20 protein-coding genes are annotated in these 14307 nt (G+C 43.5%); 15 read left to right on the top strand and 5 right to left on the bottom strand.

From position 1 onward, the window contains the following. The first annotated feature begins 93 nt into the window (after positions 1-93). From AACU28_RS16745 to AACU28_RS16710, 8 genes are all read left to right on the top strand, one after another. Entirely contained in the window at positions 94-501 is a 408-nt protein-coding gene (locus tag AACU28_RS16745; RefSeq protein WP_121603273.1) for a GNAT family N-acetyltransferase, read from the top strand. 66 nt (positions 502-567) lie between these two features. Next, the gene (locus AACU28_RS16740) at positions 568-1149 is read left to right on the top strand and encodes an HD domain-containing protein (RefSeq protein ID WP_121603272.1); all 582 of its coding nucleotides are present in this window, start codon (positions 568-570) and stop codon (positions 1147-1149) included. Positions 1150-1271: 122 nt separating this feature from the next. After that, positions 1272-1664 (top strand): hypothetical protein, encoded by a 393-nt coding sequence (locus tag AACU28_RS16735; RefSeq protein WP_017087140.1) that lies wholly within the window; start codon positions 1272-1274, stop codon positions 1662-1664. Between the two features lie 198 nt (positions 1665-1862). After that, complete coding sequence (locus AACU28_RS16730; protein WP_121603271.1) at positions 1863-2120, top strand: hypothetical protein; 258 nt, start codon at positions 1863-1865, stop codon at positions 2118-2120. A gap of 140 nt (positions 2121-2260) precedes the next feature. Then, positions 2261-3265, top strand: a complete 1005-nt coding sequence (locus AACU28_RS16725; RefSeq protein WP_121603270.1) for a S66 family peptidase — start codon at positions 2261-2263, stop codon at positions 3263-3265. A gap of 151 nt (positions 3266-3416) precedes the next feature. Next, positions 3417-3875, top strand: a complete 459-nt coding sequence (locus AACU28_RS16720; protein WP_121603269.1) for a DUF302 domain-containing protein — start codon at positions 3417-3419, stop codon at positions 3873-3875. Between the two features lie 266 nt (positions 3876-4141). Beyond that, the gene (locus tag AACU28_RS16715; protein WP_121603268.1) at positions 4142-4657 is read left to right on the top strand and encodes an adenylate kinase; all 516 of its coding nucleotides are present in this window, start codon (positions 4142-4144) and stop codon (positions 4655-4657) included. Positions 4658-4789: 132 nt separating this feature from the next. Continuing rightward, entirely contained in the window at positions 4790-5014 is a 225-nt protein-coding gene (locus AACU28_RS16710; RefSeq protein ID WP_032555842.1) for a hypothetical protein, read from the top strand. 96 nt (positions 5015-5110) lie between these two features. Here the strand turns inward: AACU28_RS16710 and AACU28_RS16705 are convergent, their stop codons facing one another. Then, positions 5111-5443 carry a PBPRA1643 family SWIM/SEC-C metal-binding motif protein gene (locus AACU28_RS16705; RefSeq protein ID WP_004733856.1) on the bottom strand — a complete coding sequence of 111 codons (333 nt, stop codon included), beginning with the start codon at positions 5441-5443 and terminating at the stop codon, positions 5111-5113. 253 nt (positions 5444-5696) lie between these two features. On the opposite strand from AACU28_RS16705, the gene AACU28_RS16700 reads away from it, so the two are divergent. The 4 genes from AACU28_RS16700 (at position 5697) to catB (ending at position 8415) form a co-directional block, all read left to right on the top strand. Beyond that, positions 5697-6413, top strand: coding sequence for an HAD family hydrolase (locus tag AACU28_RS16700; protein WP_102561969.1), 717 nt, complete (start codon positions 5697-5699; stop codon positions 6411-6413). 97 nt (positions 6414-6510) lie between these two features. Further along, complete coding sequence (locus tag AACU28_RS16695) at positions 6511-6894, top strand: nuclear transport factor 2 family protein (protein ID WP_121603267.1); 384 nt, start codon at positions 6511-6513, stop codon at positions 6892-6894. A 69-nt stretch (positions 6895-6963) separates the two neighbouring features. After that, positions 6964-7695: a glucose 1-dehydrogenase gene (locus tag AACU28_RS16690; RefSeq protein WP_004733853.1), complete on the top strand. Its 732-nt coding sequence runs from the start codon at positions 6964-6966 to the stop codon at positions 7693-7695. A 93-nt stretch (positions 7696-7788) separates the two neighbouring features. Continuing rightward, entirely contained in the window at positions 7789-8415 is a 627-nt protein-coding gene (gene catB, locus AACU28_RS16685) for a type B chloramphenicol O-acetyltransferase (protein WP_121603266.1), read from the top strand. Between the two features lie 96 nt (positions 8416-8511). Here the strand turns inward: catB and AACU28_RS16680 are convergent, their stop codons facing one another. Then, a complete protein-coding gene (locus AACU28_RS16680; protein ID WP_121603265.1) occupies positions 8512-9690 on the bottom strand; it encodes a BamA/TamA family outer membrane protein in 1179 nt (392 codons plus the stop codon). Positions 9691-9808: 118 nt separating this feature from the next. Further along, a complete protein-coding gene (locus AACU28_RS16675; protein ID WP_121603264.1) occupies positions 9809-10174 on the bottom strand; it encodes a c-type cytochrome in 366 nt (121 codons plus the stop codon). 244 nt (positions 10175-10418) lie between these two features. On the opposite strand from AACU28_RS16675, the gene AACU28_RS16670 reads away from it, so the two are divergent. The 3 genes from AACU28_RS16670 (at position 10419) to AACU28_RS16660 (ending at position 11429) form a co-directional block, all read left to right on the top strand. Further along, complete coding sequence (locus AACU28_RS16670) at positions 10419-10670, top strand: Rho-binding antiterminator (RefSeq protein ID WP_004733849.1); 252 nt, start codon at positions 10419-10421, stop codon at positions 10668-10670. An 8-nt stretch (positions 10671-10678) separates the two neighbouring features. Further along, a complete protein-coding gene (locus AACU28_RS16665; RefSeq protein ID WP_004733848.1) occupies positions 10679-10912 on the top strand; it encodes a hypothetical protein in 234 nt (77 codons plus the stop codon). Positions 10913-10979: 67 nt separating this feature from the next. Then, the gene (locus tag AACU28_RS16660) at positions 10980-11429 is read left to right on the top strand and encodes a GyrI-like domain-containing protein (RefSeq protein ID WP_029224136.1); all 450 of its coding nucleotides are present in this window, start codon (positions 10980-10982) and stop codon (positions 11427-11429) included. Between the two features lie 150 nt (positions 11430-11579). Here AACU28_RS16660 and gltS read toward each other — a convergent pair whose 3' ends face one another. Then, complete coding sequence (gltS, locus tag AACU28_RS16655) at positions 11580-12803, bottom strand: sodium/glutamate symporter (protein WP_121603263.1); 1224 nt, start codon at positions 12801-12803, stop codon at positions 11580-11582. Positions 12804-12880: 77 nt separating this feature from the next. Beyond that, complete coding sequence (locus AACU28_RS16650) at positions 12881-14254, bottom strand: patatin-like phospholipase family protein (protein WP_076647047.1); 1374 nt, start codon at positions 14252-14254, stop codon at positions 12881-12883. Positions 14255-14307: the final 53 nt, after the last annotated feature.

Below are 14307 nucleotides of genomic sequence, written 5' to 3'. Positions count from 1 at the left end.
CTTGGTAATAATAAGCTTAGTAATAACAATCATAGGAATTACAAGCGCTGCCATTACAACAAGGGTAATCAAGTCGGGAGTTAAACAGATAATATGGAAATAAAACAGCTGTCAGCGATTGAGGTACTTCCGGTTAGGCATCAAGTGCTTTGGCCTGATAAACCGATGTCGTTTTGTATGGTGCCAGATGACGAACAAGCAACGCATTACGGCGCGTTTATTGGTGAGCAGTTGGTCTGTGTCGCGTCTATCTATATTCAAGACAATGAAGCTAGGTTGAGAAAGTTTGCTACGCTGCCTGAATTCCAAGGGCAGGGAATCGGTTTCAACGTGATTGAGCATGCGATCTCTAACCTCAAAGATTTAAACATCCATTACTTTTGGTGCGATGCACGTACTACGGCTTTAGGTTTTTATCAAAAGTTTGGGATGGCTGTAGAAGGCTCTGAATTTGAAAAATCGGGTGTCGCGTATTACAAAATGTCGGTTTATTGGGAGTAACGCTTCTCTTTGGTGAGGTTAACCCTCCGCACCGCTAAATCACAACTTAAGTTAAGGAAGCTCATCGTGGAAGAAATCAAAGGCATTCTGCAATTCATGGTCGAAATTGAACAATTAAAGGATGTTCATCGTCAAACAAAACCAGTTGGATTGGAGCGATATGAAAACTCGGCAGAGCACAGTTGGCACGTCTGTTTGAGCGCACTCATGTTAAAAGATTATGCCAATGAAGAAATCGATATTACGCGAGTGATGAAGATGTTGCTGATTCATGATCTTGGGGAAATCGATGCTGGAGACACCATCATTTATGCCAGTGAAACCGAAGAAAACAAGCTCAAAGAGAGAAACTGTGTCGAGCGCTTGCTGAAATCATTGCCGAGTCATTTAAGAACCGAGTATTTGGAGTTATGGCTTGAGTTCGAAGCGGGTGAGTCACCGGAAGCTCGATTTGGTAAGGCGATCGATAGAGTGCCACCTTTGCTTCATAACATCCATGGTGATGGTCACAGCTGGAAGAAGCACAACATATCCAAAGACAAAGTACTGACCTTCAATGGCGAGCGTATTTCTAAAGGCAGTCGTGCTCTATGGAATGAACTAGAAGTGCAACTTGAAGGGGCTGCGGACAAAGGGTTATTAAAGTAAAAATTAACTATCTTGCCAAGTAATGACAAAGAAGTTTCAACCTAACAACGTTTAAATTAAACTCGGGAATTCATAGTGTTACTTCAGCGTAGCAAGCCCATTGTTAAAGGAATAAGAACAACATGAAAACCACTGCTTTAGCTTTATTGCTGCTTAGTGTTTCTGGTAGTGCATTTGCAACCAATACCAATATTGAAGCGATCGATTACCAAGTGTCGGTCACTGTCGAGGATTCTGAATCAAAACTCAACTTCCCAACCTTTAAGTTCGACTCTTTCGGACAGGAAGTCACATCTCAAACTGAAAAGTGCATTTATTCGGGTGTTCTTTCTAAGCATGAAGCTAACGCTATTCTATTAGAGGCCAAAATGTCATGCGATTATGAAAATGGTGAGTCTAGTAGTGAGATGCCGGTTTTTATTCTTGATCAAGAGGGTGGAGAAGCAAGTATCGAGCTTGGAGAAGATGAAACAAACCTGTGGAAATACACGGTTCTAATTAAAGCGCTTAACTAAATTTCAAACGATACACAGTTACTCTTTTGTTCTGCTATCGAACACCGCAATGCCTATTAAAGTAGATGCATGACACATGGTATTATCTTGTGTCTCATTTCTTTCTAATAAAACTCTAATGGAAAACAATAAGTTCGAGAATCGAGTGATAAGTTGTTAGTATGCATCAACTTTATAAATGTTAGTTGGCTTATATAAATGCTTGATAATAAGTATATTAAACACCCTTATCACTGTGAGCAGTGCAACGCACTTACCCCGCACCTTGCTGTTAACGCTTCCGATGCTGAATCTAAAGCGGACGCTGAATCTGAAAAGAAGCAATGGAAATTAGGCGTGTTGGTGGAGTACCTGATGACGTTATTGTTTAGAGGTGACCATAATGTTCCCGGTTTTTATGTCGACAGTGATTATGAATACCAATGTGAAAAATGCGGGACTAAGTCGTGGCACTGATTGGGTATGAAAATTTGATATGACCCTAACTATCGAGCTCTAATCCTCGAAATTAACTCGTTTAAAGAACCTGTTAGCTTAAAGAATTAGTGAGTTTCAATCAGGCGTATTATTCCTATTTTGTTATGGAGGACAAACGAGTGATATACCCAAAAGCTTTAAGTATCGGTGACAAAATCGGATTTTTCTCACCGTCATCGCCCGCAACTGTCTTTGCTCCTAATCGATATGCTCGTGCTAAACGCTATTTGGAAAAGCGGGGCTTTATTCTGGTTGAAGGTTCGTTAACTGGAGAGTCAGAAGGGTATCGTTCTGGTTCCATTCAAGCGCGAGCCGAAGAACTCAATCAGCTCATTCGAGATCCTGACGTGCGCTGCATTATGTCGACCATTGGTGGTAACAACAGCAACTCACTGTTGCCATACATCGATTATGATGCCCTTAGAAACGACCCTAAGATCATCGTCGGCTATTCAGATGCCACCGCATTACTGTTAGGCATCTACGCCAAAACTGGATTGGTGACTTTCTATGGCCCGGCACTCGTCGCGTCATTTGGTGAGTTCCCGCCGTTAGTCGACGAAACCTTCCAATCATTTACTGACATCTTATGTTCGGATTCAAGCCAACATCAGTACACGATGCCTGAGAGTTGGACGGACATTAAACACGACTGGGAAACTCAAAACTCTGCAAAGACAGTTTACGATAATGAATGGCGCTTCATGGGAAGTGGTCAAGTAAGCGGTCGCGTGATTGGCGGCAATCTGAGTACCATGGCGGGGATTTGGGGCAGCGAATACATGCCAGAAATTAAGTCAGGCGATATTCTGCTTATTGAAGATTCACTAAAAGGCATCGAAGCCGTCGAGCGCTCATTCGCGCACTTATTGGCTTGCGGAGTGTTCGATAGAGTAGGCGCTATTGTACTCGGCAAACATGAGCTGTTTGATGACAAAGGGACAGGGCGAACACCACTCGATGTACTTATTGAAGTGCTGAACGGTAAAAATGTCCCGATCCTGTATGGTTTCGACAGTTGCCACACTCACCCTATGCTAGTCACTCCACTAGGTGTGCAAGGTACCATCGATTTTGATGACCAGACATTCAAGCTTCAAAGCCAATGGTTAGCGTCGAGTTAGCCTAAACTGATGATAATAAGACGCATTAGAAAAGTGATCCTCTCTGCAAACTGAGAATGGAAACGCGTCTATACTGACATGGGTTGCGTCACTGATTTAAGAAGTGGCGCTATGAATGTAAGTTTGATTAGGCTAAATCTCAGAGGTGACGATGAAAAAATTACTACCACTATGCGCCATTTTACTCTCGGCATCATTTTCAGCTGCGGCTTCTGATGGTTTGATTAAATACCAAAGTAATTACTCAGTGAAAGGGACCGCTGACCGCTTTGAAGAAATCGCCAAAAGCAAAGGTTTGACCTTGTTTGCGAGAATCGACCATCAGAAAAATGCGAGTAAGGTCGATCTTGAATTGAGACCAACGGAAGTCATCATCTTTGGTAACCCAAAAGTAGGGACACCATTAATGCAATGCGCTCAAGATGTCGCGATAGATTTACCGCAGAAGGTATTAGTCACTGAGGATTCTAATAAAGAAGTATGGCTATCTTACAACGATCCTAATTACTTGGTAGAGCGTCACGCAATCAATGGCTGTGACGAAGTGGTTAAGAAGATATCGGGTGTACTAAGCAAGCTTTCAGAAGCGACAGTGGCGAAAGCTGAATAACCGAGCCAATAAGCACTCATTTAGACCATTAATGGGTGCGACTTGACGATGATATAGCTTCCCAATCAACGTTTGGCTGCATTGACAACTAAGCAACAATATATAAAAGTAGTGTTATGAAACTGAATTTAGCGTCATCTAACCAACGAATTATCATCATTCCATAGGAATGGTGGGATTGTTGATGCGCTTTGTTTATCGAACCCACCCGTAAGGTGGGTTTTTTGTCGCTGTCTTATGGGTTTTATCTGAATAGAGGAAGTCATATGAAAAAGGTCGCGGTTTTTGGCAAGCCTGGGAGTGGAAAGTCCACAATCAGCAAAGCGTTAGCACTAGCTACAGGCATAGAGCTTCACCAGTTGGACTCTATTGTTTATAAGGCCAGCGGAGAGTTTGTTGAGCGTGAAGTGTTCGACCTAGCACACGACAACATAATCAATTCTGAAAGCTGGATCATCGATGGTTTTGGCCCTCTAGGCTCATTCAACACACGTTTAGAAGCCGCAGATACTTTGGTTTATATCGACCTTCCTTATCCAATTAGCTACTGGTTTGTTACCAAGCGAATGCTCAAAGGGTTGTTCGTTAAACCTGAAGGCTGGCCTGATGGAAGTTCAGTGATAAAAGGCACGATACAAAGTTATAAGACACTAAAATTGTGCCCGAAATTTTGGAATGACGACTTTAGAGCACGGTTAGAATTACGCGCAAAAGAGAAAGAGGTTCACATCATCAGAAGCGTGAGTGAATTGAATAACTTTGTCCGCCAACACGTCACTTAACAGGTGAGAGCTTACCTTTCTTTGAAACGCTTTAATTTGCTCATAACTTCATGAAAATATTTAGATTTAATTCAACATGTGGCATATTTGCCATATGTTGAATTCGTGCTTTAAGTTAAGGCTATAGATATTATGTATGGAAGTGAGAAGACGAGAGCGTTCTGCTGTAACTGTAAGGAACTTACACTGCATAAGTACACTATGTTCAGTAACCAAGCCGAAAAAGCGCCACAAGATGTAAAGAAGCCAGGGTTGCTGGGAATGATTTTATCGTCATTAGCTTCAAGCGGCGGAACCGGTGACTATAAATGTATAAAGTGTGGAACCAATTTGCGAACACCAGACAATCTAGACTGAGTTTGGCTTGGACAAATAAAAACGGGAAGACCTCAATGATCTTCCCGTTAGGTATTACTTAACTCATCGTGCTATTGGCAGTTTGAGTGAGAAGCCTTATGCACAACACTTCTTGTATTTCTTACCGCTACCGCAAGAACATGGGTCGTTACGGTTAGGTGTCTTTTCGAACGTCATTGTTTTTGGCTTGTTTAGCAACGTGTCGAACTCAAGCGTGTTTTCTTCTTTAGTTGCATCAACAGATACAGTAACAAAGATTGAATGCTCGGCCGCGATTGCTTCAACTTCTGCTTTACGAGCTTCAGTTTGAACCATTACCGCAACTGGTGACTCTTCAGTACCCACTTTAACATCGCGGTTTACATTGTAGCCAGCAAGAACGTGGTTCTGTCTTGTTTCGATACGGCCTTTGAAAAATAGTTTCGACATTGGGTACTCACAAAATTTGGGATGACGCTATTCCTATGATGGGTAGCGTTATAGAGCGGGGGATTATACGCATATATTCCAATTGATAAAGCAGTGATGTGAGTAAAGATTGTTGGTTTTTGTTTGCCAGCAATTATTTGTTTTATAGCTTTATTCTAATTAGACTGATTTTGAAACTCAAGACAATAAGATTTCCCTTAACAGGGCCTCAAGTGATAAATTGAAATCGTCAATTTAAACAACGAGATACCCCATGAAGTTAGATGCCATCCTGTGGGATTACGATGGAACCTTAGTGAATTCAGTTCCAAAGAATATCGCAATTACTAAAGATATTATCTCTGTGGTCGCGCCACACTTATCAGGTGAGAACTTACCTAAATATCTGCTGAGCGAAACGCTTTATCACGAAGCCAACCATGGTGCTAAAAACTGGCAAGCTTTATATGTCGATTATTACGGCTTATCACACGATGAAATGTTGATCGCCGGTGGAATGTGGGCAGAGCATCAAGAGAAAAACCAAACTGCTGTCGCCTTGTTTGACGGGATGAACACTGTGGTAAGTCAGTTTGCTCATCTTCCTCATGGGATCTGTTCTCAAAACTCACAATTGAATATTCGTGGTGTACTCGACAGTTATGGCATTGGCGATTTGTTTAAATCGGTAGTGGGCTATGACGATGTCTCGAACGGCCACCAAAAGCCACACCCGTTTGGTGGCGTAAAATGTGTTGAGAACATATTTGGCGCCGATCCGTCTAACGAGCTTTGTTTGATGTACATCGGTGACCATGAAGCGGACACACAGTTTGCTCGCAATATTGAAGCAGCATTGGGTAAGAACGCAAAAGTGATTGCCGTGGCCGCCGGTTATAGCCGATCTGAACCTGAAAATTGGCAAACCAAGCCCGATTATATTGCCAACCATGTCGATGATCTTTTAACGATCATCGGTAAGTATACGTAGAGGTATATAGTTTAAGCATGCTTAAAGCGATGTCTTCACGTCCATAAATAGCTATGTATGAAAATTCGTTATAACTGAACGATGTTAAGGAAGAATAATGACACCAAAACAAGTGGTATTAGGTTTTTGGGATGCAATGCGCAGTAATGATTTTGCCAAGGCAAGCGAATGGCTAGCCGCAGATTTTGAAGGCTATTGGCCGCAGTCGGCTGAATTGACGGTAGGGCGCGATAACTTTACGGCAATCAACTCTGAATACCCAGCCAATGGTGTTTGGGAATTCACCCTCAATTCGATTGTTTGTGAGGGTGACACGGTAGTCACGGATGTGTCAGTAACTGATAGTGTATTAAACGATCGTGTGATTACCTTTCACACGGTGGTTGATGGCTTAATTCAAAAGCAAACTGAGTTTTGGCCAGACCCATTCGAAGCGCCGGCTTGGCGATCGCAGTGGGTTCAGGTTGTATCGAAAAATTAGTTTGTATCGGTACGATCAGTTTGTAACGAAAACCCAGGTTATAACAAACAAGTGCATTAGGAGGTTTCATTGAGCAAGGTAGTGATTGTAACAGGCGGGAGCCGAGGTATTGGCGCAGCGACGTCTAAATTATTGGCCAGTAAAGGCTATGCCGTATGCGTTAACTTTATACACAATGAGTCGCGAGCTGAAGATCTAGTGAACGAGATTCGCGAACAAGGCGGAACCGCGATAAGCGTGCGTGCGGATGTGTCTGTTGAATCGGATGTGAAATCTTTGTTTGAGATTGCTCGTAACAAGCTAGGCCCAGTGACTCATTTGGTCAATAATGCCGGGATCTTGTTTACCCAGTCACCATTGGTTGATATCGAATTGGATCGCTTTGAAAAGGTGATGAAATCGAACGTATCAAGCTGCTTCTTGTGCAGTAAAGCCTTTATCAAACAAGCTGATGGTGCAGGTTCTATTGTGAATGTATCGTCTGCGGCTTCTAGAACAGGTGCGCCGTTTGAATATGTGGATTACGCAGCATCCAAAGGTGCGATGGATTCACTCACCAAAGGCTTATCACTTGAATTGGCTTCACGCAATATCCGAGTGAATGGCGTAAGGCCAGGCTGTATTTATACTGAGATGCACGCAGACGGCGGAGAGCCAGATCGCGTAGACAGACTAGCTTCGCAGTTACCATTACAACGAGGTGGCACGCCAGAAGAAGTCGCTAACTCTATCGCATGGTTATTATCGGACGAAGCTTCGTATGTAACCGGCTCATTTATTGATATTGCGGGCGGTCGATAGGGCACGTTGGCCTTTACACTCAGATAAACCAGTTAAAACCATAAACACGCAACAAAAGTACCTAACTAAAAGAACGAAACTAAGAGTACAAACATGAAAAATTATTTTGAAAGTCCGTTTGTCGGAAAGTCACTCAAAGAACAAGTGACCAACCCAAACATCATCGTGGGCGAGCACAGCTATTACTCGGGTTATTACCATAACCACAGTTTTGATGACTGTGCGCGTTACCTATTACCGGATAGAACCGACATCGATAAGCTGATCATCGGTAGCTATTGTTCGATTGGTTCTGGCGCAGTCTTCATGATGGCGGGCAACCAAGGCCACCAAAATCAGTGGGTGAGTACCTTCCCGTACTTCTATCAAGACGACGAGAAATTTGAAGATGCGATAGACGGTTTTGAACGCTCTGGTGATACCGTGATTGGTAACGATGTGTGGATTGGCACAGAAGCCATGATCATGAGTGGTGTTAAGGTCGGTGACGGAGCCATCATCGCAAGTCGAGCTGTTGTGACGAAAGACGTCGCACCATACTCGATTGTGGGTTCAAACCCTGCGCGTCACATCCGTTATCGTTTCAATGAAACTGAAATTGCTCAGTTGTTAGAAATGAAATGGTGGGAGTGGAGCGAAGAACAAATCAAAGGCGCAATGTCGTTGATGTGCTCTTCAGATATCGATGGGCTTTATCAATATTGGAAAGCGCTTAAGTAATCGCTGTTACCTGAGCACTTTGTCTCATCGTTGCCGCGTTAGTTTTATCGCTTTCGTTTATCGCTTTGGTTTATTGGGTAAGCACAGCGTAATGAATTAGATACCAGCACCGACTTGGAAGTAGAGGGCGGTATCTTCTTCACTGAACGCAATATCAATCCCTGAAATCAAACCATAGCGTCTTGCGATAAGGTATCGGAAACCGACACCGTAAGCCGCGTGAGAGCTTTGATCAAACATGTCTTTATCGCTGTCACCCGCATAGCCAATTCCCGTAAACACCGCGGTTGACCAACGTGGTGTCCATTGTTTGCTTACTTGAACTTCTGCCGCGACGGTGTGTTCACCTTGATAACGATTACGGGCGATACCCCTGAGTTCAATGTCTGGGTAATATTGAGGAGAAAGCACGCGTTCATTGGTCGACAATGATTTGTACTGTCCTCGCAACGCTAAATTCCACTCCTTGTTTAACTCCCAATAGTTCAGCCCTTCCAAATTAAACGTTTGATAGGTGTAATCACTGCCAATCACATCACCAAACCAAAGGTATTCCGCGACATAGTTGTAGCCTTGCGTCGGATTCAAGAAGCTGTTCTTGCTGTCGTACTCGGCGATTAGACCCAAACCGGAAGAGGTCGGTGACGTGTTGCCAATGTTGTTTAAGATTTCTTGCGCTTTAGGATGATTATTAAGTGAGAGTGTTGGTGCGAAGAACTGTTGAGAAAACCCCAGTAACCATTGGGAGTCAGGTACTCTAAATTGGAGTTTCTGTATCCCGCCCATGCCTTTGAGTCCTAGCTCAACACCTTCGTTTGGATCGAGTGGAGACAAGGCGTTCGGAGAGCTTTGTCTATAAAAGGTCATGTTGATATCGCCATAACCTAATCCACCAAGATAGCGTATTGAGTCCTCATTCCAACTGCGCTTGTGACCAACAAACGCCATCCAAGTGCCATTCTCTGTCGCAAAGCCGCCAATCGCAGTGATTGCAGGGGTGAGAAGCTGGGCGCCACCATCGATGGATTTTTCAGCGAGTTCTTTACGTGTGTTTTTTTGCTCTTCAGATTCGTGCATGAAGATACCAGTGAAGCCGCCACCGTATCCTACCGCAGGCTCTGTAATTAGAATTGGAACAGGAAGAAAACCGTAGGCATTTTCTGCGAGGTATTCTCCCATATCGAGTTGGCCATCAATTTCATCGATAAAGCTGACGGCGTGTGTCGCCGTAGAAACAAGTATAAGGCTACTTAGTGCTAAAGGTTTAAAGGTCATAACATTCCGTATTATTCACTATCCATTAAATTGAGTGTAATCAATCAAATAGATAGCGCAATAGAACGAGGAGTATTAACCGATATATCTGTTCAAAAGGCGAATGGAACAGCGTTTACTATTGGATAGTTTCTACGTACGTCAGAATATCCAGAGCATCTTGCTTGGTAATTGTCCTTTTCCACGCTGGCATACCTTGTTCTACGTTGCCTTCTAAAATGTCATCCGCCAAAGAACTTGGATTGGTAAAAAAGCCGCCTAGTTTATTAGCGATATTGGCGGGCTTGTGTGGCAATGAAGCGGCAGTGGGGCCATCACCGTGTCCTTTGTCGCCATGACACACCCGGCAAAGCTGCGTGTATTTGGCTTTACCATTGGCAAAGTGCCTCGCATCGATTTCTGAGGCGGCACTCGCATTAAACGTCATCATTGAAGCGACTAAACCTAATAAAGCTAACACGTGTAAATGGTTCATGGTTTTCATTGTTTTGTTCTCGATTATTATTTAACAATGAAAGAATAAGCAGGCGTGAGTAGAAGAAACGTGAATGGGTTAAGCTGGATTAAGCTAAGTTTAGAAGTAGGTTTAGAAGCACGTTTAGAAATAGGATTAGAAGCAAGTTTAGTTTCGGACGAACATCAATGTGACTTGGGTAAATGATTGATTATATGCATATTGCATAGTATGGCGTGTCGCATTAGCGTGGTGGATGAATTGGAGGGGTATTATGATTAGTTGCAACGATTACGATTATATTGAGATTGTGTGTATGCACCGATACCCAATCAAATTAACGCTGAAGTCTGGCGAGCAGATTGAATGTGTCGGATTAGATACTCAACGCAATGATAGCCGTGAAGAGTGCATTAAGGTCAGTATTCAAGGTGTAGAACAACTTGTCGTACTCACTGATCTTTCCACACTAGAAGTCTGTGTCGACAATCCTCATTTTCAGCAGATTTCATTCAAAACGTCATAGGCTTTCAAATGAATAACACCATAGAACAATGCTATTGCACCGCGTGCAGAGAAGACACACAACATGTTGTTGTGTTGGTCAGAAAGACGAGTGCGTTTGCAGACAAACCTAACCAAAAGCGAAGCGAGTTTTGGGCAGGCATGATAAAAGGTTGGTTCCTTGGCCCGTTTATCGCGTCAATGGATGAGTTTTCTCGTCACCTTGTCTGTGAAAAGTGTGGCCATAAAGAGATACAAGATTAGTCGTGTTATTTTACAAAACATTGGATTCAATACAGTTAGATCGTCAATTGGCTTAGGAATAAAACGAATGAAAGTAGAAACGATTGAAGCCGTAAAGGCGTATGGTTTTTCAGTAAGAACCACTAATACCGATGAGATTGACCCAGCCAAAGCCAAGATAGGGCAATTGTGGCAGGGCTTTTTTGACCAAGCGTTTCCAAAATTAACGCCTGATTCAAAAGTGTATGGTGTCTACACAAACTACGAGTCTGACTTTACGGGTGAATTTGATGTCATCGCTTGTACTAGCGCACTCACCGATAACAATTTAGATGCGCTTGTCGAAACCGAAATACAAGCAGGTAAATACTTAACGTTTTCTGCTGAAGGTGAACTCCCTCAAGCAGTGATCGACCTATGGGGTGAAGTGTGGGCGTATTTCAACGCAGCGGATTGCCCACATGTTCGAACTTACACGACAGATTTTGAATTCTACAAAGGCGAAACTGAAGTCGAGATTTCGATAGCGATTCAATAAGCTTTGGGTTGTCGTTAGTGATAGTCAAATTGAGTCATTAGCAAAAGAGCCGCTCTGTACGAGCGGCTCTTTTTATTGGGCTACACCGCTTTAATGAATTGGGGTACACCGCTTTAACAAATTGTGGAATATCGTATTAACAAAGGTCAGCTACATCATTCTCATGAAGTAAGGAATAATCAGGGCGTTCGCTAAATCAATGAAGAACGCGCATACCAATGGCACGATGATGAAGGCTTGTGCTGAATGCCCATATTTCTGACTTACTGCCGACATGTTCGCCATGGCTGTCGGTGTTGAACCTAACGAAATCCCTCCGAACCCAGCACATACAACAGCCGCATCATAGGTCTTACCCATTGATGGGAACACGATGAAGATATTGATTATCACCGCGAGTAGCAGCTGCATTGCCAATATCGCGAAGATAGGACCCGCCAAGTCAATGAGCGTCCAAAGCTGCATGCTCATTAATGACATCGCCAAAAATGTACCCAGGGAGATTTCAGCAATTAAGTCGATAGCGGGCGAGCGTGTCGGCCATTTTGCGCCCGAGATTCTTGGGTAGGAGTCTGGCATTACGTTGGTGATCACGATACCCGCAAACAAACACGATACGAACAGTGGAAGCTGTAACCCTGTCTGACTGATCAATTCATTAAGCAACGCGCCGACAATGACACAAATATGGATCGCTAACACGGCGTCTAAAAATTGAAATGATGTGAGGGCTTGTTGTTGCTTTTTGGCATTTGAATCGATTGAGCCTGATTGCTCATCGGTAGGTTTAAGGTTATGACGCTTGATGAGAAACTTTGCAATAGGACCGCCCATAAGGCTGGCTAAAATCAGCCCGAACGTTGCACTGGCGATACCAATTTCCATTGCGCTTTCTAGGCCGAACTCTTCTGCAACCTTGGGTGCCCAAGCAATCGCGGTGCCATGTCCGCCAATCAGTGAAATACTTCCGCTGAGTAGACCAAAGACAGGCTCTAGGCCAAACATTGATGCGACAGAAATACCGACGATGTTCTGCATGATCATGAAGAAGATAGTGATTGCTAGCAAAATGACCAAGGGCTTTCCGCCTTTGAACAGGTCTTTCAAACTTGAGTTAATACCAATCGTGGTAAAGAAGTAGACCAATAATACATCGCGAGCAAACAGATCAAACTGCACTTCAACTGAGGTCGTCGCGTAAAGAGCCGCGAACAGGAGCGATGCCAAAATCCCGCCAGAGACAGGTTCTGGAATACTGAACTCTTTCAAAAAACCGATGACCTGATTGAGCCTCCGACCGATAAATAGAACCACGATCCCCATGGTCACGGCAAAGAATGACCCGAGATGTAAGATGTTGTTTTCAAATTCCATAGTGATCCTTGTAAAGGTGAAATTATGACGTGATCTTTGATTGCCAGATTGCGCTTTGATAAGCAACTAGATTAGCATCATTTGTTATATTCAAATGATAAGAAATTTTGAAATTCCGGATCGGCAACAAGTTGTTTGTTACCTTCTTCAATTAATAGGTCGACGTTTTCTTTGTCTATCATAAAGTCCGTCGGAATTTGATTGAGTAAGTATCGCTTGGCACTGTTGTCTGATTTATTCAAGCTTATCTCAATGAAGTGGGGAGAAACCTTACGACCTTGATGAGAGGCTAGCTCCGACCAAGACTGCAACTCGTCGACGATCAAATCTTTTGTTGTGTCGTTATAGCGATGCAGCTGGATATCGGTGATGACGTCCACCGTTTGTTTCATGGAAGGCGCTTCGATTGACTCTCCAATGCCAGATTCTGGGTTCGTTGATGCATCAACCGAAATGATGACAATAGGACGCGCGTGCTGGGTGTCATACAAGTTTTTCAGCTCTTCGTTGTCGTTGTAACGCAAGTATTCAGACATCTCATACACCGACAGTAAACCGAGGTTGTCAGTAATCCCGCCATCCACAAGGTGGAGATAACTCACATCATCCTTATTGCTATATGACTCTAACGATTTGATCAGATTTCGGTTGCGGTAACTGGTGGCGTCGAATGACGGTTTTGTGTGTTCTGTTTTGTCGCAGTCATTTCTGTTCTCAAGCACGACAGGAGTAAATACAAAAGGGACAGCAGAAGAGGCGGCCACCGAGCTAGACACGGAATAGTTGTTTAAATCTGAGCAAATCAGGTCAAAGTACTCTTGTGTGAATGAAAAACGCGAACCCGTTGAAATGTCAGTTGCGTTAATCACAATGTAGGGCGCATTTTCTCGGTGCATGTCGGCAAACGTGCTTTCACCAAAGATGTTGGCTTTGTAATAGTCGGTGGCTTTGTCTGTTCTAGTGGCGTACGAGAACCAATAACTGGGAGATAAAAGGATGGAAAACAGGTCTTTTGAGACTTCATGATAAAGGAATGCTTCTTCATAATCTTCGAATATCTGGTCGCCATAGATACCATAATAGGCGGCGGTAAAGCTGCCACCGGATACCGAGCTGATCATATCGACTTCATCTAACAGGTTAACCGTTTCACCATCGATTTGGATGTTGGTGTCGCGCAATGCTTGCAACACGCCATATGAGAGCGCTGCCGCACGTGTGCCGCCACCAGAAAAAGAGAGGATTAACGTGACTTTGCTATTGGGTTTATTGAAACTCTTCGCCGTGTAGGCTTGATTCTGCTGCGCGGCAGATTGGCCTGTGTTGGTTGCTTTGTTTTTCGCGCTACAGCCTGAAAGGGCAAGCGAGAAGGCCACTAACAGTGAAACTTTCGCGAACCCTTTAAAATCGGGACTAGGTGTGTTGAACGTGTTCACTTTGTTTTTTGGCATAGCGCATTTCAAACTAACGTTGAGGTTGAGTGAAAGGCTATTTTCGTTGATAT

Source organism: Vibrio sp. SBT000027 (assembly GCF_963894355.1).
In the GTDB taxonomy this organism is placed as follows: Bacteria; Pseudomonadota; Gammaproteobacteria; order Enterobacterales; family Vibrionaceae; genus Vibrio; species Vibrio splendidus.
The sequence above is the reverse complement of the archived record's forward strand: the minus strand, read 5'-3'. Positions and strand labels throughout refer to the sequence as shown.